The sequence below is a fragment of the Pseudomonas sp. KH_021 genome (assembly GCF_057838865.1).
In genome coordinates this window covers 2,451,422-2,474,046 of the sequence record NZ_CM174477.1, presented here as the reverse complement: position 1 = coordinate 2,474,046, position 22,625 = coordinate 2,451,422, and the positions used below count along the sequence as shown (strand labels likewise).

Here is a 22,625-nt window from a genome sequence, read left to right as displayed (position 1 = left end):
CCCCGCCGCAAATACTAGAAAAGCTCTACGGGAAGACTGACGATCAATCGATTCTCAGTAAAATCACTCACGCCAAAATCACGACCGACTTTAGCGTTGATCCAGCGAACACTGAGCCCCCGAAGTTCCCGAAACTGAAAGGTATAGGTCACCCCCACATCACGCTCCCACTCCCGCCCACCGGAGGTTTCGGCGTTATTGATATGGTCGCCGTGGGTATAGCGCATCAACATCGTCAACCCCGGTATGCCCTGCGCTGCAAAGTCGTAGTCGTAGCGCAATTGCCAGGACCGCTCGTTGGCATTCACAAAGGTGTTGGCGAACATGTCGTTGGCCAGGGTACTGCCCAGCGAGCGATCAATGCTGACCCAGCCATCCTCCCCATACATGCGCTGCAAACCCAGGTAAAACCGGTGGCCGCCGTGGGCGGCCGAGAGCAATAACGACGCCGCCTGGTTATCCAGTTGCCCTGCCACCGAGCTTCCTGCGTCGCGGGTGTCGAAGGCCCCCAGCACACCGCCCAGCGTCCAGCCGCCAACCGGCTGGTAGTGGGTGATGCTGTAGTAGTTCTGGCGGTAGACGTTTTCCAGTTCAGCCGTCCAGACGCCCACGACCGACGCCTGACCCAGCCTGTATTCGCCGCCGGCGTAAGTGAAACGGTCAGAGGTCGCGGTGGCGAGGGTACGGCCGCTGATCGAGGGGTAAAGGTCCTCGCTGTCTGCAGCACTGCGCGGGCTGAAGGAGTGTATGCGACCGGCATGCAAGGTGAGGTGATCGATCTCTTTGGAGGTCAACATGGCGCCTTGAAAGGTTTGTGGCAGCAGCCGGCCGTCATTGAAGCGCAGGATGGGCACTTCAGGCATCAGCTCACCCAGGCGCAACTCGGTATGCGACAGGCGAACCTTGGCGGTCAGGCCCAGTCGGCCATAACTGTCCGGCGCCCGGCCGTCGTCATGGTCAAAGGGCAGCAGTTCGGTGCCGGTCCGGTCCGGACTGCTGTCCAGCTTGACACCCACCAGGCCCAGCACATCCAGGCCGGCTCCGATGAAGCCCGGGGTATAACCCGAGGCGGCTTTGAAGATGAAACCCTGGGCCCATTCCTGACGCTGGCTCTGAGGCGCACCGGTGTCGCGGTAGTCACGGTCGAAGTAATAGTTGCGCAGCAGTAACGAGGCCTTGGTGTCGTCAATGACACCTGCATCAGCAACAGCGGACCAGGCAGACGTGCACAGCAGTGCCGCCCAGACAGTGGGAGTTTTCGAGGTAAACATGGCGAATTCCTTTTTTGTACTTGTTGTGGAATGCGGTTGTTTTTGGCTTATTGCATCAGCAGCAGGGAGCCTGAGACGAAGGCGAAGATGAGCACGAAGCGGCGCAGGCGCGTTTCGTTGATCAGGTTTCGGGCCCAGTAACTGGCGATCACCCCCAGCGCCAAGGGCACACACAGGGCCAGCACTGGCGAGACCTGCTCGGCATGCAAATGCCCGCCCACGGCCAGCACCACCAGCGAGATCACCTCCCCCACCAGAAAGCACAGGGCGACAGAGCCTCTCAACGTAGCCACCGGCGAGTGTTGGTACACCAGGGCCAGCGGCGGGCCACCCACACCGGTAGCGGTTTCAGTGATGCCGGTGATCACGCCGGTGGAGATCAGCGCCCGTCGCCCAGGCACGAAAGACGGCGCCATCCAGGTGGCCAGGCACGCCGCAATCGTTGACAGCCCGATCAGCAAATTGAGTTGCGAGAGTGGCAGCCAGAGCAGTATCCAGACGCCGCCAAAAGTGCCGGCAAAGCGCCCCAGGGTAATCCAGGAGCTGCCTCTGAAATCGATGGCGCCACGCTCGCGCCAGGCAACCGCGGCATTCAACGGCAACATCAGTATCAACAGGCTGATGGGCAAGGACTCGGGCGCCAGCAATCCCATGACCGGCGCCACGATCAGTGCAAAGCCCATACCCGTTGTACCCTGGATGAGCGCACCGCACGCGACGGCGACAGCAATGATGTACAGGGGGTCGAAGGGTAGATTCATCGTTACTCGTTCCAGTCTGTTAAGCCACTGTCGGCAAGGGATGCACTTTATGGATGGGGGCCTGGTCGACGACGCTCCTGGCCAACGCATCGACCTGGCGCATCAGCGAGCGCGCATCCCAGTCCGTGGGCCATCCTTGCCACAGCCGCACCTTGCCCTGCACCACCACAGCCTGGATCTGGTCTCGATTGGCGAGCCTCACCAGGTCCCAAGGGAGGTTCCAGGAGGGCAACAGTTCCGGCACCGCCAGGTCGACCAGCAAGAAATCAGCGGCCTTGCCCGGTGCGATGCGCCCGGTCACCTTGCCCAGCCCAAGCACATCGGCACCGGTCTGGGTGCCCATGTCGAGCCAGAGCTGGCCACCGCCGCACACCGAATCGCCTACCGGCAGACCATGGGCAAAGCGTTGCGCGGCTTCGGCGTAATCGAGCAGGCGGAACCCGTCACCACGGGTGCCATCGGTACCAAGTGCCACCGGAATCTTGAGGCAATGCATCAAGTGCGCCTGGGCAACGGCATTGCCTTTCCAGGCGCTGGCCACCGGGTTGTAACTCACGGCGGCGCCACTGTCGCGCAGCAGGCAGATCTCGCTTGAGGTGAGCAGCGTTGCATGGGCAAGCAGCGCCCCGGGCCCGAGCGCGCCGGCCCGGTGCAAGTGCTCCAGTGGCCGCACACCATAACGCTCCAGTGAGCGCTCGACGGCGACCAGATGCTCGTTGACGTGGCTCTGGAACACCCTGCCCGCCTCATGGCACAAACGGTACGCGGCGCCCAACGTCTTATCGGTGGCGATCTCCGGGATAGGGATGGCCAGCGATGGGGTGATCAACGGGTCGTTGTCCCATTGCGACAGGTGATGTTCGGCCACGATGAGTACGTGGCTGGCATCGAGCACACGCGGGCCTTCAAGGTCGTTACAGGTTTTGGCCAGCACGCAGCGTATGCCCACTTCATGAACCGCCTGGGCAATCGCCTCGACGCCTTCCTTGGAGCGCGTACCGGCATCACACACCGTGGTGAAGCCGCCACGCAGCGATTCGAGTGCGGCCAGCTTGCTGGTCAAGTACAGAAGATCAGTATCGAGCGAGCCTTCAAGGGGGATCCACACGCGGCGGAAAATCTCGGACGGCTCGCCAAACACCAGACCCTTGCCAAAGCTCTGGCTGAGGTGGTGATGGGTGTCGATGAACCCTGGCATCAGCAACTGATTTTCAAGGCGGCGAACCGTGTGGCCCGGATAACGGCTTTGCAACAGGGCCAGCGGGCCGACATCGGCGAAGTGGCCATTGACAACCCGCACAGCCTGGTCGCGACGAGGCCCTTCAGGCAGCAACAGCCAGTCGGGGGCCAACAGTTGATCGGGCGCGACAAGGTGTTCAGGCGAAGCCGCCAGAGGGTTGGAAACAGTGCAGTTCATATGAAAGCCTTAGTGTGCGAGTCAGGAGTTGATCAACTTTGCCTTGGCATCCACGGGTGTGTGTTGGCGGCCAATGCAATGGAAAAGAAAGTTCATGACGGCCGCGGTGAGCGCGCCCATGGCCACGCCATTGCCGAGCAGGCCGGCAAGGCCATTGGGGAACTGGCTGTAAACGCCAGGAACTAGAATCGGGAGCAGCCCCACTGCCAGGGCAATCGACACCACGTACAGGTTGCCGTGGTTGCGTAAATCCACTTTGCGCAGCATGTCGATGCCCATGGTGCCGACGATGGCAAACACGATCAGGCTGGTACCGCCGACCACGGCTTCAGGCACGCCCTCGATCAGGCGCGCCAGCGGCGCAAGCAGGGCAAACAGCAGTAGCAGCACCCCGGACACGGCAGTCACATAGCGCGAGCGCACCTGGGTGGCGCGGATCACGCCAATGTTTTCGCCGCTGGTAATAATCAGCGACGTCCCCATGAAGCCACCGAGGATCGAAGTCAGCGCATCCCCGCGAATGGTGCGCACCACATCGCGGTCTGCATCCAGGGGTTTGTCTACCGCCTCACTGATGGCCACGGTCTGGCCGGTGGCCTCCACCATTGAAACCAGGCAAAAGAGCATCAGCGGGATCGAGGCGAATACATCGAAGTGCGGCACGCCAAATGGCATGAAGGTGGGCAGGCTCAACAAGGGGTACACACTGAGCCCGGAGCTGTCGAATGCGCCAATGGCGACCGCCAGCAAACTGCCGCCCAGCAAGCCCAATAAAATCGACAGCTGGCCCAGCGTGCCGCGCAACAGCCGTGCGCACAGCACCGTGATGGCAATGGTGGAAAAGGCCAGCAGCAAATGCTCTGGGGCGGCGAAGTGGACACTGCCGGGTTGGCCGACAATCAACTGGCCCGACAACTTGACCAGGTTGACCGCCACCAGCAGCAACATGGTGCCCACCACCACCGAGGGGAAAAACCGCAGCAGACGCCGAAACACCGGCAGTACCAGAAAGTAGAACAGCCCCGTCAGAATCACCGCGCCAGACGCCGTTGCCACCCCGTTTTGCTGGGCGATCAGGATGAACAGCATGATGGGCGCGCCGCCGGGGAGCATGATAAATGGCAGGCGTGCGCCGCAGCCTCGCAAGCCCAGCGACTGTACAAGCGTGCCCAGGCCACAAACCAGGAAAGTGGCGCTGAGCAATTGCAGTGTCAGTTCACTGGAAAAGCCCAGCGCGGTGGCCATCAGAAAAACCGACGCAATCGGCGATGCCGCCATCACCAGCACATGCTGGGCGCCAAACATCAGTAACTGGCGCCATGGCAAGCGCTCGTCAACAGGGCCAACAGGGTTCTTTTCGTTATCCGACATATCCACCTCGACCAGAACCACCACCGGTGGCCCATTGAATTATTGTTATTTGGATCTGGATGTCGCCATGGCTGGAAAATGCGGATATCTCCCCAACCAAATCGATTTGTTAACTTACCCAAATCGATTTGGGTAGAATGTATTCCTGTTCAGATTCACTGTCAACGTGAGCGTCCTCAGCTTTGCACCTGAGTAGCTGATAGCCTTCAGGCAGCGTATAACTGCCGCCATCGCTAAAAGAGCCATCCTGTCTATGCCCAATAGCCCTTCTCGTCGCCTTACCATTGCCGATGTTGCCGATGCCGCTGGCGTGTCGCGCACCACCGTTTCCCACGCGCTGAACGACCGCGGGCAAGTCGATCCGGTGACCCGGGCACTGGTGAAGGAAGTCGCTGAACGCCTGGGCTACAGCCCCAACTTGCGGGCCCAGCGCCTGCGTACCGGCCGCGCCAACGCCATCGCCCTGCTCTCCTCCATGCCCTTTGCCGTGGCCGGTGGATCGTCGCGCCTGGGGTTTTTGATGGAAATTGCCGCCACCGCGACAGAAGCGGCGCTGCGTCGGGGCGTGGCCCTGGTGCTGGTACCGCCCATGGGTGAGGCGCAGGCGCTACTCGATACGCTGGATATCGACGGCGCCGTGATCATCGAACCGGTGGCGAACGATCCGCAGGTAGCGCGCTTGCGCAAACGCGGCGTCAAGCTGGTGTCCATCGGGCGCCAACCCGAAGCGCAGGTAGATTTGCCCCACATCGATATGCACGGCGAGGCGGCCGGCACCCTGCTGCTGGATCACCTGCGCGAACAAGGCGCCCGGCGCATCGGCCTGGTAATCGGAGTGCAATCGCGCCACTCCTATCTGGATATGGAGCAGGCCTACCGGGCTTATTGCGCAGCCAACAACCAGATGCCGGCGATCGTTCGGGCAGATGAAGGGGGCGGTGAAGCAGCCGGTGCGGCGGCGTGCCTTGAGTTGTTGCAGGCGCATCCCGGCATCGACGGCCTGTGCGTTCCGGTGGACGCCTTTGCCACAGGCGCCGTGCGGGCGTTACTGGACAGAGGGCTGAAGATCCCTCAGGACGTCAAGGTGGTGACCCGCTACGACGGTTTGCGCGCCCGGGAAAGCACGCCCCCGTTGACGGCGTTGAACATGCATCTGGAAGAGGTGGCGGCACTGGCCATTGAGCTGCTTTTCGAGCAAATCAACGATACCGGACAACGCCTGCGCATCGACGCCCCCCTGGCCACCCTGATCCCCCGCGAATCGACCCTGAAACCGTGAAGTGGGGATCGGCGAAGTGATCTTGCCGCTCTTCGACCGCAGCGAGTGTCGCGTTAGCGCAGTAGGCCGATGTTCTCGTCGATACGGCGCTGAATGATATCCAGGGTGTCTGGGGTGATCATGCGTGGGTGCATGTTCTCAGCGATGGCAGCAAACTGGCTAGCGACGTCGCAAACTCGGTCAATAATGCCGCCAGCCGTCTCCATTGAGACCTCGGCTTCGTCTGCCAGTCTGTACAGTGCATCTCGATCAATCTCCAAGGCCTCGCCCATCACATCCATCTGGTGGTAACCGCCCGGCCCCTCGCAGAAAGTCACGTCGTAGGCCGGCGCCAGCAGCCATGCACCGGACGGCGACATGATGTAGGCAAAGTTTTTGGGGTGATCGTCTCGGTTGTTGAACGCGACATTGAAGACGGCTCGCTCGAACGCGATAGCTTTTTCTCGCACATCGTTGGTACACATCTGTGTCGCACGCAAGAAATTGACGTAGTCCAAGGATCCCGGTGACGTGTAGTCAGCGCCGGTAAAGGCCGCAAGGCTTTGCATGGGTACGCGCTGACTGTCTAACCGATCAAAGCGTTTACTCGCAAAGGCAGCCAGCCCGTTGGGCAAACTGAAATACTGGGTGTCTGGGGTCTGGATGCCGCACATGCGCAAGCACTCGGCATAGACGCTTTCGATAGCACACACCTCGGGATGTTCGTCTTTTGCCGGGAACTTGATCAGCCAGGCTTCAAAGCCAGGCTTGGCGGCAGTGGTAAAGGCTCCCGTTTGAGGATCGCGATAAACCAACGCCTTTGGCCTCGCGCCTTGGGGCGAGCCCCCCACCAGCAGCAACGTCTGCAGGAACTCACCACCTTCCCCATTGAGAACGTCTTGAACCTCAACCGCAAGCAGCTCAAGGGGGATATGCGCCTGCGGCACCTGCCCTTCGGGCGCCACGGGCTCGAACGACATTGCCCCCATGGCATTGTTGCCGATATAGGCCAGCCGCTCCAGGGGGCCTATGCGTGCTGTGTTGAGGCCGCGGCGCCTGAACAACCGGTCCATCAGCAGCATGCCCCAACCGTCGGGCAACGCGTCATAGACAGGCCCCGGCAAGCCCAACTGGTGGGTTGGGAAGCCTCGGCGTAACTGGGGGCCCTTCAATGGAAGTGTGTAGGAGGACAGCTCCAAGCCTCTACTCTTCGCTTCATTGCTGTACTCAAACACAATTTGCGGGCGACCGGTGATGGCGGTCGTGGAGACAAGCGTGCCCCACAGCCAACGTTCACCCCAACCATTGCAGTAGACGTCAACTTGCTCAAGCATTGCCGGGCTTCCTCTTGGTTCGTTGACGATTGACACTGTTCTCGTAGCGGCGAATATCTTCAAGGCTCTCAAGCTTTGGCAAGAACAGTTCTTCCAGCTCCTTGGTTCGTCCAAGGACCATGGCCACACGGACCACACTCTCGAACCCGACATTGCGCCCAGCTTCGAGGTTGGACACGGTATTGGTCCCGATACCGGCGCGACCGGCCACATCGGCCTGCGTCATCTGCAGCGCCAGTCGCTCCGTGCGCAGGCGCTCGCAGAGTCGCTTGACGATCTCACTCGGCTTACTGAAGCTTAAATCCAACATACTGTGTCTTCCGTCGCTTAACAGCGTTTAATACCCAAAATTATAGAATTAGCCACGATTCAGCTCAAGGCGCGTAATTCCCTAATATTGTGCTTTATTTTGGTGTTTCCTGAGTTACCAACAATATATTGGAATTACCTGCACATCAGTCCTTTATTGTTTTCGGTGAAAACAGCCAAATCGCTATCAAATTTAAGCGAGCGTTAGCGTTTTCGCGCCCATCGGATTATTGTTTTCGCGTACCAACCCCTTCTGGTTATCATTTTTTAGCTCTCGTTAAGGGATTCGACCATGCAAGTAGGCTTCAGGGCACTCGCTGATCGCTACGGTATCGCGCTTGCACAACCCCTGCGCATCGAATCGTTGATCGGTACGACTCGTAGGAGCCGCGAGAGTAACGAGCATGTCGAGAACAAGTATCCCGCCAGCTACCAGCCGGCGGACGACTTCGCGGGGCATTTCGAATTTGGGCTCAAGTACGAAGAAATTCACCTCGAATTTTTCGCCCGCCTGTTTGCGGCGGCTGGCCCAGAGCCCATCGAAGCCTGGTGCCGGCAAGCGCCCTTTGGCCAATATGCCCGCCGCACCGGATTCTTGTACGAGTGGCTGACCGGACAGCCTCTGGATGTGCCAGATGTCACCAATGGCGGCTATGTCGATGCCGTGTCGTCGCAGCATTACCTGACCCGCGTTGAGCCACTGCGGATACGACGCTGGCGCATCAACGATAATCTGCCCGGTGTGCCGGAGTTCTGCCCCCTGGTCCGCCGTACCGAGACCGTACAGCAAGCGCTGCAATTTGACTTGGATGCGGCACTGCGCGAGCTGAACCAGGCCTTTGGCGCCGACATCCTGATGCGCACGGCCAGCTGGCTGACGTTGAAGGAGTCGCGTGCGAGCTTTCTGATCGAGAAAGAGGCAGATAAGGCCGACAGGATCCAGCGGTTTGCCCACGTGATCGCAAAGTACTGTGGCCATATCGAGGATCCATTGAGCGACGACAGCCTGCACAGGTTGCAAGCCGGTATTTTGGGTCATGATGCCGTCGGACTGGGCCTGCGGCGCTCGCCGGTTTTCGTGGGACAAGCAACCCTGCACGAGGACATCGTGCACTACATTGCGCCGCCATTTGAGGTGCTACCTCAACTGCTCGAAGGCCTGAAAGCATTCGAGCTGGCAACACGGGGCGCCGAGCCGTTGGCTCGGGCAGCGGCACTCGCTTTCGCCTTTGTGTATATCCACCCCATGCGGGACGGAAATGGTCGGATCCATCGCTTCCTGATCAACGATACCCTGATCCGCGATAAGGCGGTGCCTGATGGCGTGATTCTGCCGGTATCGGCCACCATCACGAGTTCGATCGATTTCCGGGCGCGCTACGACCGTACGTTGGAGGTGTTTTCGCGGCCATTCATGCAACGTTACGCTGCGTCCTATCGGTTTGGCGAACTCGTCGTCTTTGACGACGGTACCCGGAGCAACCTGATCTTCGATGACTACGACGACGCGCCATTCGCATGGCGCTATCCCGATTTGACCGAACATGTCCTATACACGGCACAGGTCGTGGCACATACGGTCCGTATCGAGATGGCCGATGAGGCCCGTGTGCTGGTCATTTTCCAGCGCGCCCAGGAGCGGCTCAAAGAAGTGCTGGAAATGCCGGACCAGGACGCGAACCGCATCATTCGCGCTCTCAAGGAAAACGGCTGGCAGGTCTCTGGCAAATTGAAGAAAGCCTATCCGCAGCTGGACGACCTCCACCGCGCGGAACGTGTTGTGGAAGCCGTGCGATCCGCATTCGAAGAACGAGAAGTGGGGAGCGGCGAAGAGTGATCTTAGACCCCACATCTCTGTCCACTATCGCCCTATGGATGAAAGAAACCTGTTGAATGCCTGAACATTACAGCTTCAGTCAGGAATACGATCATCCCCAGTAGGTCGATTCAGCTCGCAACACCCAGGAAAGGGAGTGCCAAATACAACTTGATGATGATCGCGTTAGTGATATCAATGAAAAAGGCCCCCACCATCGGGACAACCAAAAATGCAATCTGCGAGGGTCCGTAGCGCTGCGTCACCGCTTGCATATTGGCAATAGCGGTTGGCGTAGCTCCGAGCCCGAAACCGCAGTGCCCTGCTGCCAAAACCGCCGCATCATAGTTGCTCCCCATGACTCGGAACGTCACGAAGATAGCAAACAGGGCCATCATCAACGCTTGCGCAGCCAAGAGGATGAAAATGGGCAACGCCAGTGCGGCCAGATCCCAGAGTTTGAGCGACATCAGGGCCATGGCCAAAAACAACGACAAACTGACGTTACCCAGCACTGAAACTTCACGCTCGAACACCTGATGCCAGCCAAGTGCCGATAACCCATTACGCAATACCACACCGACAAACAAGACACACACAAACGTTGGCAACTCAAATGCCGTGCCTTGAATAAACCCATTCAGGAGTGTCCCCACCTGCAGGCTTATGGCGAGCAACGCCAGGGTTTCGATAAACGAAAAAGAGGTAATCATGCGCTCTTGGTTCGGCTGCTCAAAACCCTTTGGCAGACGCGGCTCCACTTGCCCGACACCCGGTGTCTGGACGCGCTTGATAAGTAAGCGAGCGACGGGGCCACCAATCAAACCCCCCAACACCAAACCAAAGGTCGCGGAAGCAATGGCCAATTCGGACGCAGAAGCCACTCCATATTTCTCACTGAATACCGCCCCCCACGCAGCACCGGTACCGTGCCCACCCGACAATGTAATAGAGCCGGCCAGCAACCCCATCAGCGGGTCAAGTCCCAATGCCGTGGCCAACCCGATACCCATGGCATTCTGGACCAGCAAAAGCGCCGTCACCACAAGCAGGAAAATACCCAGTACTCGCCCGCCTTTCTTAAGGCTGGCGAAGTCTGCATTCAAGCCAATCGTGGCAAAAAACGCCAACATCAACGGGGCCTGCAGCGAAGAATCGAATCGAACTTCGACATCAGCGAACGCTCGCAACGCCAGGAGCAACACGGCGACCAATAATCCACCCGCAACGGGTTCCGGAATATTGTAGGTGCGTAAAAACCCGATTCGAGCGACCAGCCCGCGCCCCAGCAAAAGCACTAATGAGGCGGCAACTAGCGTTGAGTAAAAATCGAGTTGAAACATCGGAACAGCCCTCTGTATTCATGAAGAAGCGGACTCGTTCCCTGGCCCCGCTATGGATGGAATTAAGTGTCCTTAACCCTATTTTTATTTCCGAAGCTTGGTACCCAGGACCCGCCTTAAATCGAATATCAGAGCAAGAGCAGTCCCCGACATGAGTCGACACCACACTGCATATTGAAATTCGATTTAAAGACAAAACATCGGGGCACTTGAACTTTTCTTGATCGAACGCTTAGTCATATACATTGTTTTTTAAAGATGACGCTGGTTAATAAAGCGCAGCACCTTACCTGACTCACTACGAATCCTCCAGATACACTAAACGTTTAATATGTAACATTTTTCAAGACATTGAATCCAAGACGACATTTAAGTAACAGAACATTTCGATATCATTAGGATTTGACAATTCGTACTTGAACGCATGGCGTTATAGAGCAGGCTCACGATCGAGCGGAAATGACCGGCCACCTTTTACCGGGGTGCGTCCCCTGCTCCAGGACCTTCTGCGTTGCCACAGAGACGTCAGCCACTTCGCTCGACCACCAGCAATGTGGTGCTATATCGCAGGGCAGCAAGGCGCCCGTGGCGGTCAAGCCATTGAGGTGGCGCATCACCGCGAAACCCTGAGCGTTCGATATTCCAGGTCAGCGCTGGCGCGACGAACCCGCTTTTTTCATCCACATGATCGATTTGCGTCGATCCATCCTTGACCTGCACCGTCAAGCGACCCGGGGCCGCGCACCACTTCCACGCTTTCGAGGCTGTAGGGATCGACGCGCCACATGCCGTAGTTGCGGTTCAGCAGGTTGAGACCATTGAGGAACAGGCCATCGTTGGACTGATCAAAACCGCGGATATAGATATAGTCGTTCCCCCGCCTAGTTAACGCTGTTTATTATTTGCTAATGCGAATAGTTAGCGTATGCAAAGGTCGTCGAAACACTCTGAGGCAGAAATAAGCGAAACCCTCCGCGAACATTGGCTTTGGCCGGACCACGGAATGCCGGATATATGTGGGAGCTGGCTCGCCAGCGAATATCTTCACCGCGGTGTCTCAGACAAACCGTGTCGCCGCGATTCGCGGGCAAGCCCGCTCCCACAACGGATAAGCATTAAGCCAAGGCTGGCTCTACCACGTTCGGGTTGGGTCAAAGCTGGGCCCTGATCTGGGGCAGTCGTGGGTCGTTGGGGGCGGCTTGCTGCAAGCGTTGCAGGTAGGCCCTGGCCTGCGGCCGCTCGCCGGCCGAGAGGTGCAGGTCGATCAAGGCATACAGCAGGACCGCGTCGTTTGGCGCCTGAGCCTGGCGGTGCTGCTGGAGCGCGACGGGCGCCAGCTCGAAGCGAGCGGGCTATGTGGGAGCGGGTTTACCCGCGAATCTCCGCGGCGCGGTATATCTGGCTGAGGTCGATATCGGCGTACACCAGCCCTTCTTCGGTTTCCCCAAGCGGCTCGCACAAGGGGGCACCGTCCGGGCCGTAGATCATGGCGTAACCACCCCCTTCGAGCAGCAACTCGGCTTTGGCGGGGGTGTCGATCAGCACCTCGAGCATCTCTTTGGAGACTGTGGCGAAGGGGGCAATGACAAAGCACTGCCCTTCCAACGCGTAGACCTGGGTCGCAGCGTTGTTGGCCTGGGCGCTGAGTTGGAACGCCGCGCCGCGATAAATGGAGAAGCTGGGCCAGGCGGCGATATGCACCTGTTCATGCTGCGCATACATGGCGAACTTGGACAGCGGCTGAAGATGCTCGGCGCAGCTTCGGCCATCAGCTCAATGGCCTTGGTGATACCTTGCTCGAGGTCGAGAAACGCGGGGGCAGCCTGCACGGCAGCGACTTTATACCTTGTATTGCTTTGCTGACTCATCACAACTTCCTCAAGGGATTTACCAGATATTCCAGGTGTAGGTCGCGATCAACCGGTTCTCCTGGTAATCGGCGGCATAGCGGGTCTTGACGTTGATGTTGCGGGCCTCCACCCCCAAGCCCTTGAGCGGGCCACTTTGCAACACATAACTCATGACCAGGTTGCTCTCGCTTTCGACGTCGGTTGCAAGGTTAGGCCCACGCTCCGCGCCCGTGCCCCGCAGGTAGCGGGTCATCACCTTCAGGCCCGGGACGCCCAGCGCTGCGAAGTCGTAGTCATAACGCGCTTGCCAGGAACGCTCGCCCGCCTTGTAGAACGCGACCGTCGACCAGTTCACCAGGTACGGTTGCGGGACGTAGCCGCTGAACAGCGGGAAGTTATCCTCGCCATACATGCGCTGGTAGCCGAGGGTGAAGGTATTGCCGCCCTTTTTCAGGGCCGTCATCAAGCCCAGCGCCCGGTTGTCCAGGTCGCCTGCCAGTTGCTGCCCTTCCCCGCGATTGTTGTAGTAGCGCACATCATTCTTGAGGCTGTAGCCGTCGCCCAGGTTCAGGGTGTAGCTCACCCCCAGGTAGTGCTGGCGATAGATGTCTTCCAGCTGGCCATAGAAATACGTCGCGTTGAGCGCTGGCGTGAAATCGTAGCGCCCCCCGCCGAAATTGAGCCCGCTGCTGCGGTGGTCCGGGTTGTCGCCGAACAGGAAGATGTCTTCCCGGTTGCTGGACTCGCGGCTGGTGATCTTCCAGAACCGTCCGGCGTCCAGCGTCAGCTTGTCCCACTCGCGAGACTGCAAGGTCGCGCCTTCGTAAATGGTCATCAACTGCCGAGAGTCGTCCGTGTAGGCCACCGGCAACGTCGGGCGATGCTCACCGACCCGCAATTCGGTTTTCGACACCTTCATTTTTGCGGTCACCCTGGCACGGCCATAGTCGCGCACCGGCTCGCCCTTGCTGTGATCGAACGGAAAAATGGTGTCCGGGACGCCCTCCCCGTCATCGAGCCGGTAGGCGAACTGCCCGCTGGCATCCAGGCCCAACTGTACCGGCCCGTCGGTGTAGCCAGACTTGAACTGCAAATCAAACCCCTGGCTCCAACTGTCAATCTGCGACTTGGGTGCATTGTTCTGCTTGAAGTCCTTGTTGGAGTAGAAATTGCGCAGCCCCAGGGACAGGTGACTGTCATCGGCGAATTCAGCCTTCGCGAGCGGCACGAACGCGAAGGTCACAGCGGCACACAGAGCACCGAAACGAGCGGACGATTTGATCACACACATTCCTCTTATTATTTTTGTCAGAAACATCGCGTGCAGCGAGCGCTCACCCAGGCCGTTTTCCAGAGCTTGCGTGAGCGCGTTGAAAGCAAATTAAAACGGGTACTGGATTGGGTCGTTCACCAGACTGACCCACTGGCGCTCGGTGAACTCGTCGAAGTTCGCCGGGCCACCGTAGCGTCCGCCGTAGCCGGAAACGCCCATGCCACCAAACGGCACCTGGAACTCGTTGTTCACTGTCTGATCGTTCACATGCACCATGCCGCAGTGGATGCGCGCCGCCCATTCGTACCCGCGCATCGCGTTAGCGGTATGAATGGCGACGGCCAGGCCGTACTCGGAGTCGTTGACCAAGGCCAGGGCTTCTTCGATGTCGTCATAGACCACGATCGGTGCCACGGGGCCGAAGATCTCTTCCTTGAACACCGGCATGTCCGGGGTGACACCGGTCAATACCGTCGGCCGGTAGAACAGCTGCTCATAGGTGCCGCCGGTGGCCAGGGTCGCCCCTTGCTTGAGGGCCTCCTGCACCAGGCCATGCACGCGGTCGCGCTGCTGGGCATTGATCATCGGGCCCATCTGCACCTGTTCGGTGGACGGGTTGCCGCACACCAGGGCTTCGGCCCGCGCCTGCAGCTTCTGTGCATAGGCTGCAGCCACGCTGCGATGAACAATGTGCCGACCGGCCTGCATGCAGATTTGCCCCTGGTGCAGGAACGATCCCCAGGCACCCGACGAACTCGCCGCATCAAGGTCCGCATCCGCCGTGACAATCAGCGCGTTGTTGCCACCCAGCTCCAGCGAGCAACGCTTCAGCAGCGTGCCGCACGTCTGCGCGATACGGCGCCCCACCGCTGTCGAGCCGGTGAAGGCGATCATCTTTACGTTCGGGTCGCTGACCAGCGCCGAGCCCGTTTCGGCAAGGCCAGGCAGTACCTGGAACACCCCTTCGGGCACACCCGCCAGCTCCAGCAAACGGGCCAGCAGCAATCCGCCGGTCACGCTGCTGAATTCCGAAGGCTTGAGCAGCACCGCGTTACCGAGCGCCAAGGCCGGGGCAATCGAGCGCAGTGACAGCAGCAGCGGGAAGTTCCACGGCGAAATCACCGCGATCACGCCCATCGGCACTCGACGCCAGATGTTGGTGCGTCCCGGCAGCGACGAGGGAAAGACCTCGCCGTTGGCCTGCATGGGCATGGCGGCGGCCATGTTCAGCTGCTCCACACAGGCGCCCAGTTCGAACTGCGCCTTGAAGCGCACGGCACCGCACTCGCGAATATTCCACTCGATAAAGCTTTCGGCCTCTTGCTGCAGTAACCGCGCAGCTGTACGCAGCACGGCTGCGCGCTGATCGAACGGGGTCGCTGCCCAGCGCTGCTGGGCGTGCCGGGCGCGTTCGGCGGCCTGGGCGACCGTGGCCGCATCGGCGATGCCTACGCTCGCCAGCTCTTGCCCGGTCGAAGGGTCCATCACCGGTAGCCGAATGTCCGAAGTCTGCCAGCGGCCGGTGTAGAAACTGCCGAGCCAACGTTGCTCATCCATGAACTGGGCAATTGAAGTGGTGCGGTTTACTTGGCCGTTGCCAGACATATCAAACGCCCTCCCGGGGAAGATCTTGATCAAAAGAACGCACGGCTGGCGCTTGCGAAACCAGCAGCACAGAGATGATGGCGATAACGCCAGGCAACGCGAACACCAGGAAGTTCTGCTCGAACGGCAGGCCAATGCCCATCAGCCATCCGCCCAGCAGTGGGCCGCTGACGGCACCGAAACGCCCCACGGCCGCAGCCATGCTGACGCCGGTGGAGCGGACATGGGCGGGGTAGAGATCAGCCGCCAAGGTGTGCACCACCGACAGGCACCCCACGGTGGACCCACCGGCGATGATCAGCAGGGTGTACAGGCCCATCTCGCCAGGCTTGATGCCCAGCAGTGAAATCGAGGCGGCCGCCAGTGCGAAAAACACGGCCAGGGTGGTCTTGCAGCCCCAGCGATCGGCCAGCGAGCCACTGATCAGCGTGCCAATCACCGCACCGATATTCATCACCACCAGGAACACGATGCTGGAGCCCAGCGGGTAGCCGCCACTGCTCATCAGCTTGGGCAGCCAGGTATTGAGGCCGTACACCATCACCATGCACAGGCCGAAACTCAACCACAGCATCAGGGTGCTCAGGCTCCTGCCGTTGCCGAACAGGGCCAGTGGCGAGGTCTTGCCTGCAGAAGCGCCGTCCTCCTGTGATTCCAGCACGTACACCACCGAACCTTGAGGATTGTGGTCCGGGTTGATCCGCCGCAGCACCGCAGCGACTTCTGCCTGGCGATTGCGATGCACCAGGTAGGCCACTGACTCGGGCAGGGATTTGTACAGTAACGGCAGCGCCAGCAATGACAGACCGGCGACGTAGAACGATGCATGCCAGCCCAACTGCGGAATGATGTAGACGCCCGCAAGGCCCGACAGCAGCCCACCGATGGCAAAGAAGCTGAGCATAAAGTTGATCAGCCGATTGCGGCATGAGCCCGGGGACATTTCCTTGAGGATGGTGACCAGGTTAGGCACTACGCCGCCCAGGCCTGCACCGGTCAGGAAGCGGCACACGCCAAAGCTGGTGGCACCGCTGGCGAAGGCATTGCCCAGGGCAGCAAGGCTGAACAGCGCCACACAGAACAGGATGATCCGCCGACGGCCAAAGCGGTCGGCTTGGGTGCCGAGGGTCACGGCGCCAGCCATCATCCCAGCCAGGGAGCTTGCGCCCAGTACACCGGCTTCGCCGGGCGAAAGCCCCCACTCGCTCATCAGGTGCGGCAGGACCGATCCATAGATGACCAAGTCATAGCCATCGAACAGCATGATGAACGAGCACCAGAACACCAACAGGTAGTGAAATCGGTTCAAACGGGCGGTGTTGACCACTTCCAACGCATTTATCGAGCGCATGAGGGTTACTCTTATTGTTGTAGGGAGCGTGCTGACGCTGTGGCGTAATGCGCAACCGGGCGGAGAGTGTTTCGAGCTTTTCTCGCCGTGTCGAAACGATATGGATAGACGTCGAATAGATCAAATAGATAGAATTTTCGACTACTTATAGATACGGCTTATACAAGGGCAACCGATGATCGATCTCAACCTGGTGCGCGTTTTCGTCACGATTTACGAAACGGGCAGCGTCAGTGGCGCAGCCGAGCGCCTGCATATCACCCAGCCATCGGTCAGCTATGCCTTGTCGAGGTTACGCACGCTGCTCAACGATCCTTTGTTCAAGCGCAGCCGCGACGGTATGCAGCCCACCTTCCAGGCGACTCAGCTGTACGCAAAGTTTCGCTATTCGCTGGCCGAGATCGAACGGGCAATCGCCCAGACCAGCCACTTCGAGCCCAGGTTTTCGACCCGCTGCTTTCGCCTGGCACTGTCCGACCTGGGAGAGGTATTTTTCCTGCCGTACATCCTCAAGGCCTTGGCGGCGGCAGCGCCCAACATCGAACTGGAGGTCATCCAGATCGATATCGAAAAGCTCGGTGAGTGGTTGAACACCGGCAAGATCGACGCCGCCATCTGCAACCGCAGCGACTCGCCGCTCAATGCCAATTGCGATCTGATCTTCCAGGAGCGCTACGTGTGCCTGGTGCGTGAGGATCATCCCCGCATCCGCGAAGACATGACCCTGGAGCAATTTCTCGATGAACGGCATGTGGTGGTCTCGTCCGTCACCGGCCACCATGTGGTCGAGGACAGGCTGCGCCAATCGGGCCTCGAGCGAAAAATCAGTTTGCGCGTTCCCCATTTCAGCGTGCTGCCCGAGGTCATTTCCACCACCGACCTGATCGTGACGCTGCCCTCCCGCATCGCCACCATGTTCGCCTTGCGCAGTCATACGCGCGTGGTCGAGCTGCCGTTTTCAGTGCCGCGGATCGAAGTCAGCCTGCAATGGAACGACCACGCGAGCGACATCCTGGCCCAGCGCTGGTTTTGCGGATTACTGAAGAACACCCTGATCGGGCTTTAGCCGTAATGACTCACAAAACCTGATAACAATGTAGGAGCGGACCCGGCCGCGATGGGCTGCGCAGCGGCCCCAGAGGCCAGTAGCATCTGCGATACAAACTGGATGGCAAGGGCCGCTTCGCAGCCCATCGCGGCCAGGTCCGCTCCTACGAGTCGCAGGTGGCCCCAGATACCGTGGATTACCAGGCATTGCGCGTCATTGGTCACCCGCACACATAGACACTGTCTATATTTAACAAAAAAACCATCTATTTGATCTATTCAGCACGACGTTTTACTTTCCAGGCCATCGACTGGAGAGAGAAACCCGCCATGACATCCGTCCACGCCGCCACCTACGAACTGCTACGCCGCCAGGGCATTACCACCGTTTTTGGAAATCCCGGTTCCAATGAGCTGCCCTTTCTCAAGGATTTCCCCGAGGACTTCACCTACATCCTTGGCCTGCACGAGGGCGTCGTGGTGGGCATCGCGGACGGCTATGCCCAGGCCAGTGGCACGCCAGGCTTCGTCAACCTGCACTCGGCTGCCGGCACCGGCAACGGGATGGGCGCGTTGAGCAACGCCTGGAACTCCCATTCGCCGCTGATCATCACCGCCGGGCAACAAACCCGCGCGATGGTGGGGGTCGAAGCACTGCTGACCAACGTGGACGCGGCGAACCTGCCCCGGCCGCTGGTGAAGTGGAGCTACGAGCCGGCCAGTGCCCAGGAAGTGCCCCACGCCATGAGCCGGGCCATCCATATGGCCTCCATGGCACCCCGCGGCCCGGTCTATCTGTCGGTGCCCTATGACGACTGGGCGCAGGATGCCAATCCGCAATCAAGCCACCTGCTCGACCGCAAGGTTCACAGTGCCGGGTTGCCGGGCGAGGCCCTTATGGCGCAGCTGGTGGAGCGCCTGTCGAATGCCACCAACCCGGTGCTGGTACTGGGGCCAGACGTCGATGCGGCCAAGGCCAACGCCTACTGCGTCACCCTGGCCGAACGCCTGAAAGCGCCGGTCTGGGTCGCGCCGTCCGCGCCACGCTGCCCCTTCCCGACCCGCCACCCTTGTTTTCGCGGGTTGCTGCCCGCGGGCATCGCCACCATCGGCAAATTGCTTGAAGGCCATGACCTGGTGGTCGTGCTGGGGGCACCGGTGTTCCGCTACCACCAGTACGATCCAGGCCAATACCTGGCAGCGGGCACCGAACTGCTGGCCATCACCTGCGACCCGCTGGAAGCAGCGCGTGCGCCCATGGGCGACGCCATCGTCGGTGACGTGGGCCTGATCGCCGCTGCCCTGGCAGAGCGTGTACGCCCAGCTCAGCGGGCCATGCCCGAGCCCCTGCCCGTCCCGACACCGGCCCGAGAAGGCCATGGCCCGCTGTCGCCGGAGCTGGTGTTCGACACCTTGAACGCCATCGCCCCCAGCGACGCCATTTACCTTAACGAGTCGACCTCCACCACCGGCCTGATGTGGCAGCGCCTGGCCATGCAGAACCCCGGCAGCTATTACTTCGCCGCGGCCGGCGGCCTGGGCTTCGCCATGCCCGCCGCCGTGGGCGTGCAACTGGCCGAACCGCAACGCCGCGTAATCGCGGTGATCGGCGACGGCTCGGCGAACTACAGCATCAGCGCCCTGTGGACCGCCGTTCAGTACAACATCCCGACCCTCTTCATCATCATGAAAAACGGCACCTACGGCGCGCTGCGCTGGTTCGCTGGGGTGCTTGAGGTCGAAGACGTGCCAGGGCTCGACGTGCCGGGCATCGACTTCTGCGCCTTGGCCAAGGGCTACGGCATGCAGTCCTTCAACGCCCGCAACAAGGGTCAACTGGAGGATGCCCTGCGCCAGGCGCTGGCGCTCCAGAAACCGGTACTGATCGAAGTGGAAACCCTGGCGCCCCAAGGCTGAAGGAGTCAAAACCCATGTGGAAAACCACACCGCTGAACGTTGCCGATTATCGGCAACTGGCTCGCCAGCGCCTGCCCAAAATGGTCTTCGATTACCTGGAAGGCGGCGCCGAAGACGAACACGGCTTGCAGCACAACCGTGACGTGTTCCAACCCCTGCGGTTCAAGCCGCGGCGGTTGGTGGACGTGAGCCAGCGCGACCTGTCCACAAGCCTGTTTGGCAAACGCCAGGCGCTGCCCTTGCTGATCGGCCCTACGGGTCTGAACGGCTCACTCTGGCCGCAAGGTGACCTTGCCCTGGCCCGGTCGGCAAGCCGCGCCGGCATTCCCTTCGTCCTGTCCACGGCCTCCAACCTGTCCATCGAGGCACTGGCCCGAGGGTGCGATGGCGACCTGTGGTTCCAGCTCTATGTCGTGCACCGCACCCTGGCCGAGCAAATGGTCGAACGAGCCTTGGCCTGCGGATACAGCACCCTGGTACTGACCACCGATGTGGGCGTCAACGGCTATCGGGAGCGTGACCTGCGCAACCGTTTCAAGATGCCCATGAGCTACACGCCGAAGGTACTGTTGGACGGCTGCCTGCACCCGCGCTGGTCCCTGGACCTGCTGCGCCATGGCATGCCGGAACTGGCCAATTTCGTCAGCAGCGACGCCTCCAACCTGGAAGTCCAGGCCGCGCTGATGAGCCGGCAGATGGACGCAAGCTTTGACTGGCAGGCCCTGCGCTGGCTGCGTGACAAGTGGCCGCATACCCTGCTGGTCAAGGGCATCCTGAACGCCGACGACGCAGCACGCTGCATCGAACTCGGCGTCGATGGCGTGATCCTGTCCAACCATGGCGCACGTCAGCTCGACAGCGCGATATCGCCCATGGAAGTACTGGCGCAGACCCGCCGCAAATGTGCCGCCCCGGTGCTGATCGACAGCGGCTTTCGCCGGGGTGCCGATATCGTCAAGGCCCTGGCCATGGGCGCCGACGCGGTACTGCTGGGACGGGCCACGCTGTACGGCCTGGCCGCCCGCGGCGAAGCCGGTGTTGACGATGTACTGCGCCTGCTCAAGGACGACATCGACCGCACCCTGGCTCAAATCGGTTGCCCGGCGGTCACCGGCCTGTCACCCGACTACCTCGACGGCGCCGCAACGCCCTGCCCTCCCGCACAGCGGTCGGCCGTCGTTCGCTCATTGGAAAACAAGAAAGGTTGATCATGTCTGCCATCAAGATTACCGGCCTCACGTCACGGGCCGTCAACGTTCCACTGCCGTACCCGATCCATACCGCCGTCGGCACTGTCGCCACCGCGCCGCTGGTGTTGCTCGACCTTGCCACCGACGCCGGGGTCACCGGCCATGCCTACCTGTTCGCCTACACGCCGATTGCGCTCAAATCCCTCAAGCAGATGGTCGATGACATGGCCAGCATGATCATTGATCAGCCCTTGGCGCCCAGTGATCTGGAACTGATGCTCAGCAAGCGCTTCTGCCTGCTGGGGTTCACGGGGTTGGTGCGCATGGCCGCGGCGGGCATCGACATGGCCGCTTGGGATGCGCTGGCCAAGGCCCAGGGACTGCCACTGGTCCAGTGCCTGGGTGGCAGCTTGGGTCGCGTAAAAAGCTACGACAGTCACAGCATGGACGGTGAAGCCTTGGCCACTTCGCGTGCCGTCGATGCCGCCGAAGCGGGCTTTCGCGCGGTCAAGACCAAGATCGGCTACAGCACGCTGGCCGAAGATCTGCGCGTCATCCGCAGCATGCGCCGCGCCGTCGGCGAAAGCTTCTCGATCATGGTCGACTACAACCAGAGCCTGACGGTGACCGAAGCCATCCACCGTGGCCTGGCCCTACAAGATGAGGGCATCCACTGGATCGAGGAGCCGACCCTGCAGTACGACTACGCGGGTCACCGACGCATTCGCGATGCACTGAAGGTGCCCATCCAGATAGGCGAAAACTGGTTCGGCCCAGAAGAGATGTTCAAGGCGCTGACTACTGGCGCCTGCGACGTGGCCATGCCGGACCTCATGAAAATCGGCGGCGTCACCGGCTGGCTGCGCGCGAGCGCCCTGGCCCAACAGTTCAGCCTGCCCTTGTCCAGCCACCTGTTCCAGGAGTTCAGTGCCCATGTACTGGCGGTTTCGCCCACAGCCGACTGGCTGGAGCGGCTGGACATCGCCGGGGCGATCATCGAGCCGACCCTGACCTTTAAGGACGGCCACGCGGTGGTCCCGGATCTGCCGGGGGCCGGCATTATCTGGCGTGAATCGCAGATCGAAAAATTCGCTGCGTAGTGGGCGAATCACGCACCATCAGAAACGCCACTCGATTGAGTGGCGTTCTTGGTTGCTGACAAACCCCGCCCTATACCGCGGTGATTTCATCGCGAGCAAGCTTTACTCCCACGCCGTTTTCCGTTCATTCAAAGTTATGGCAGGCCGCGTTGATGGTCGTGGCACCCAGTGCCTGGGCCAGCTTGCGCGTGGCTGGCAACTCCAATCTCACAGGCCATGGCGCGTTGCAACCAATGTAGGAGCGACGGGGGCGCCTAGCCCTTGGTCGCGATGCGCCGCGCGGGCGGCGCGCGATCTCAAGAGCAAAGGAACAACCAAGGCAGGCACCTTGTGTGGCTCATGCGATCTGTTGACAGGCACTCTGCGGTTTACCCTGCGAATGAAGAGAGGCAGGCCGTATCAAGGCTTCCAG

General features: G+C 60.4%; 17 protein-coding genes and 2 pseudogenes. 6 read left to right on the top strand and 13 right to left on the bottom strand.

Features of this window, described 5'->3' with window-relative positions:
* Window positions 1-14: 14 nt before the first annotated feature.
* The 4 genes from AC3IX4_RS11585 to AC3IX4_RS11570 are packed head-to-tail and all read right to left on the bottom strand — an operon-like array spanning window position 15 to window position 4,820.
* Entirely contained in the window at window positions 15-1,271 is a 1,257-nt protein-coding gene (locus tag AC3IX4_RS11585; RefSeq protein WP_489260655.1) for an OprD family porin, read from the bottom strand.
* Window positions 1,272-1,318: 47 nt separating this feature from the next.
* Window positions 1,319-2,032: a sulfite exporter TauE/SafE family protein gene (locus AC3IX4_RS11580; protein WP_489260654.1), complete on the bottom strand. Its 714-nt coding sequence runs from the start codon at window positions 2,030-2,032 to the stop codon at window positions 1,319-1,321.
* 19 nt (window positions 2,033-2,051) lie between these two features.
* Window positions 2,052-3,449, bottom strand: coding sequence for an amidohydrolase family protein (locus AC3IX4_RS11575; protein ID WP_489260653.1), 1,398 nt, complete (start codon window positions 3,447-3,449; stop codon window positions 2,052-2,054).
* A gap of 21 nt (window positions 3,450-3,470) precedes the next feature.
* Window positions 3,471-4,820: a uracil-xanthine permease family protein gene (locus tag AC3IX4_RS11570; protein ID WP_489260652.1), complete on the bottom strand. Its 1,350-nt coding sequence runs from the start codon at window positions 4,818-4,820 to the stop codon at window positions 3,471-3,473.
* Between the two features lie 253 nt (window positions 4,821-5,073).
* Between AC3IX4_RS11570 and AC3IX4_RS11565 the strand changes: the two genes are divergently transcribed.
* Entirely contained in the window at window positions 5,074-6,099 is a 1,026-nt protein-coding gene (locus AC3IX4_RS11565) for a substrate-binding domain-containing protein (protein ID WP_489260651.1), read from the top strand.
* 53 nt (window positions 6,100-6,152) lie between these two features.
* Here AC3IX4_RS11565 and AC3IX4_RS11560 read toward each other — a convergent pair whose 3' ends face one another.
* Window positions 6,153-7,412 carry a type II toxin-antitoxin system HipA family toxin gene (locus AC3IX4_RS11560; protein ID WP_489260650.1) on the bottom strand — a complete coding sequence of 420 codons (1,260 nt, stop codon included), beginning with the start codon at window positions 7,410-7,412 and terminating at the stop codon, window positions 6,153-6,155.
* Window positions 7,405-7,722, bottom strand: a complete 318-nt coding sequence (locus tag AC3IX4_RS11555) for a helix-turn-helix domain-containing protein (RefSeq protein WP_489260649.1) — start codon at window positions 7,720-7,722, stop codon at window positions 7,405-7,407. Before AC3IX4_RS11555 ends, AC3IX4_RS11560 begins: the two co-directional genes overlap by 8 nt.
* Before the next feature lie 291 nt (window positions 7,723-8,013).
* Between AC3IX4_RS11555 and AC3IX4_RS11550 the strand changes: the two genes are divergently transcribed.
* Window positions 8,014-9,558, top strand: coding sequence for a Fic family protein (locus tag AC3IX4_RS11550; protein WP_489260648.1), 1,545 nt, complete (start codon window positions 8,014-8,016; stop codon window positions 9,556-9,558).
* Window positions 9,559-9,668: 110 nt separating this feature from the next.
* Here AC3IX4_RS11550 and gltS read toward each other — a convergent pair whose 3' ends face one another.
* From gltS to AC3IX4_RS11515, 7 genes and pseudogenes are all read right to left on the bottom strand, one after another.
* Window positions 9,669-10,880: a sodium/glutamate symporter gene (gltS, locus tag AC3IX4_RS11545; RefSeq protein ID WP_489260647.1), complete on the bottom strand. Its 1,212-nt coding sequence runs from the start codon at window positions 10,878-10,880 to the stop codon at window positions 9,669-9,671.
* A gap of 676 nt (window positions 10,881-11,556) precedes the next feature.
* Window positions 11,557-11,751: pseudogene (locus AC3IX4_RS11540) on the bottom strand (TonB-dependent receptor plug domain-containing protein); the annotation flags it as partial.
* A gap of 280 nt (window positions 11,752-12,031) precedes the next feature.
* Window positions 12,032-12,217: a tetratricopeptide repeat protein gene (locus AC3IX4_RS11535; protein WP_489261273.1), complete on the bottom strand. Its 186-nt coding sequence runs from the start codon at window positions 12,215-12,217 to the stop codon at window positions 12,032-12,034.
* A 31-nt stretch (window positions 12,218-12,248) separates the two neighbouring features.
* Window positions 12,249-12,638 (bottom strand): annotated as a pseudogene (locus AC3IX4_RS11530) (nitrilase-related carbon-nitrogen hydrolase); the annotation flags it as partial.
* 129 nt (window positions 12,639-12,767) lie between these two features.
* Window positions 12,768-14,021: an OprD family porin gene (locus tag AC3IX4_RS11525; RefSeq protein WP_489260646.1), complete on the bottom strand. Its 1,254-nt coding sequence runs from the start codon at window positions 14,019-14,021 to the stop codon at window positions 12,768-12,770.
* A 90-nt stretch (window positions 14,022-14,111) separates the two neighbouring features.
* Window positions 14,112-15,608 carry a benzaldehyde dehydrogenase gene (locus AC3IX4_RS11520; RefSeq protein ID WP_489260645.1) on the bottom strand — a complete coding sequence of 499 codons (1,497 nt, stop codon included), beginning with the start codon at window positions 15,606-15,608 and terminating at the stop codon, window positions 14,112-14,114.
* 1 nt (window position 15,609) lies between these two features.
* On the bottom strand, window positions 15,610-16,959 hold the full coding sequence (locus AC3IX4_RS11515) for an MFS transporter (RefSeq protein ID WP_489260644.1): 1,350 nt from the start codon (window positions 16,957-16,959) through the stop codon (window positions 15,610-15,612).
* A 175-nt stretch (window positions 16,960-17,134) separates the two neighbouring features.
* On the opposite strand from AC3IX4_RS11515, the gene AC3IX4_RS11510 reads away from it, so the two are divergent.
* From AC3IX4_RS11510 to AC3IX4_RS11495, 4 genes are all read left to right on the top strand, one after another.
* Entirely contained in the window at window positions 17,135-18,025 is an 891-nt protein-coding gene (locus tag AC3IX4_RS11510) for a LysR family transcriptional regulator (protein ID WP_489260643.1), read from the top strand.
* A gap of 311 nt (window positions 18,026-18,336) precedes the next feature.
* On the top strand, window positions 18,337-19,923 hold the full coding sequence (mdlC, locus tag AC3IX4_RS11505; RefSeq protein WP_489260642.1) for a benzoylformate decarboxylase: 1,587 nt from the start codon (window positions 18,337-18,339) through the stop codon (window positions 19,921-19,923).
* A 14-nt stretch (window positions 19,924-19,937) separates the two neighbouring features.
* Window positions 19,938-21,131 carry an alpha-hydroxy-acid oxidizing protein gene (locus tag AC3IX4_RS11500; protein ID WP_489260641.1) on the top strand — a complete coding sequence of 398 codons (1,194 nt, stop codon included), beginning with the start codon at window positions 19,938-19,940 and terminating at the stop codon, window positions 21,129-21,131.
* Window positions 21,132-21,133: 2 nt separating this feature from the next.
* On the top strand, window positions 21,134-22,213 hold the full coding sequence (locus AC3IX4_RS11495; protein WP_489260640.1) for an enolase C-terminal domain-like protein: 1,080 nt from the start codon (window positions 21,134-21,136) through the stop codon (window positions 22,211-22,213).
* Window positions 22,214-22,625: the final 412 nt, after the last annotated feature.

What these genes read in the sequence shown, in the direction of transcription:
- AC3IX4_RS11585 (WP_489260655.1), bottom strand. Translation starts at nt 1,271, where the DNA reads ATGTTTACCTCGAAAACTCCCACTGTCTGGGCGGCACTGCTGTGCACG.
- AC3IX4_RS11495 (WP_489260640.1), top strand. Translation starts at nt 21,134, where the DNA reads ATGTCTGCCATCAAGATTACCGGCCTCACGTCACGGGCCGTCAACGTT.
- AC3IX4_RS11570 (WP_489260652.1), bottom strand. Translation starts at nt 4,820, where the DNA reads ATGTCGGATAACGAAAAGAACCCTGTTGGCCCTGTTGACGAGCGCTTG.
- AC3IX4_RS11525 (WP_489260646.1), bottom strand. Translation starts at nt 14,021, where the DNA reads ATGTGTGTGATCAAATCGTCCGCTCGTTTCGGTGCTCTGTGTGCCGCT.
- AC3IX4_RS11560 (WP_489260650.1), bottom strand. Translation starts at nt 7,412, where the DNA reads ATGCTTGAGCAAGTTGACGTCTACTGCAATGGTTGGGGTGAACGTTGG.
- AC3IX4_RS11550 (WP_489260648.1), top strand. Translation starts at nt 8,014, where the DNA reads ATGCAAGTAGGCTTCAGGGCACTCGCTGATCGCTACGGTATCGCGCTT.
- AC3IX4_RS11520 (WP_489260645.1), bottom strand. Translation starts at nt 15,608, where the DNA reads ATGTCTGGCAACGGCCAAGTAAACCGCACCACTTCAATTGCCCAGTTC.
- AC3IX4_RS11565 (WP_489260651.1), top strand. Translation starts at nt 5,074, where the DNA reads ATGCCCAATAGCCCTTCTCGTCGCCTTACCATTGCCGATGTTGCCGAT.
- AC3IX4_RS11555 (WP_489260649.1), bottom strand. Translation starts at nt 7,722, where the DNA reads ATGTTGGATTTAAGCTTCAGTAAGCCGAGTGAGATCGTCAAGCGACTC.
- gltS (WP_489260647.1), bottom strand. Translation starts at nt 10,880, where the DNA reads ATGTTTCAACTCGATTTTTACTCAACGCTAGTTGCCGCCTCATTAGTG.
- mdlC (WP_489260642.1), top strand. Translation starts at nt 18,337, where the DNA reads ATGACATCCGTCCACGCCGCCACCTACGAACTGCTACGCCGCCAGGGC.
- AC3IX4_RS11500 (WP_489260641.1), top strand. Translation starts at nt 19,938, where the DNA reads ATGTGGAAAACCACACCGCTGAACGTTGCCGATTATCGGCAACTGGCT.
- AC3IX4_RS11510 (WP_489260643.1), top strand. Translation starts at nt 17,135, where the DNA reads ATGATCGATCTCAACCTGGTGCGCGTTTTCGTCACGATTTACGAAACG.
- AC3IX4_RS11575 (WP_489260653.1), bottom strand. Translation starts at nt 3,449, where the DNA reads ATGAACTGCACTGTTTCCAACCCTCTGGCGGCTTCGCCTGAACACCTT.
- AC3IX4_RS11515 (WP_489260644.1), bottom strand. Translation starts at nt 16,959, where the DNA reads ATGCGCTCGATAAATGCGTTGGAAGTGGTCAACACCGCCCGTTTGAAC.
- AC3IX4_RS11580 (WP_489260654.1), bottom strand. Translation starts at nt 2,032, where the DNA reads ATGAATCTACCCTTCGACCCCCTGTACATCATTGCTGTCGCCGTCGCG.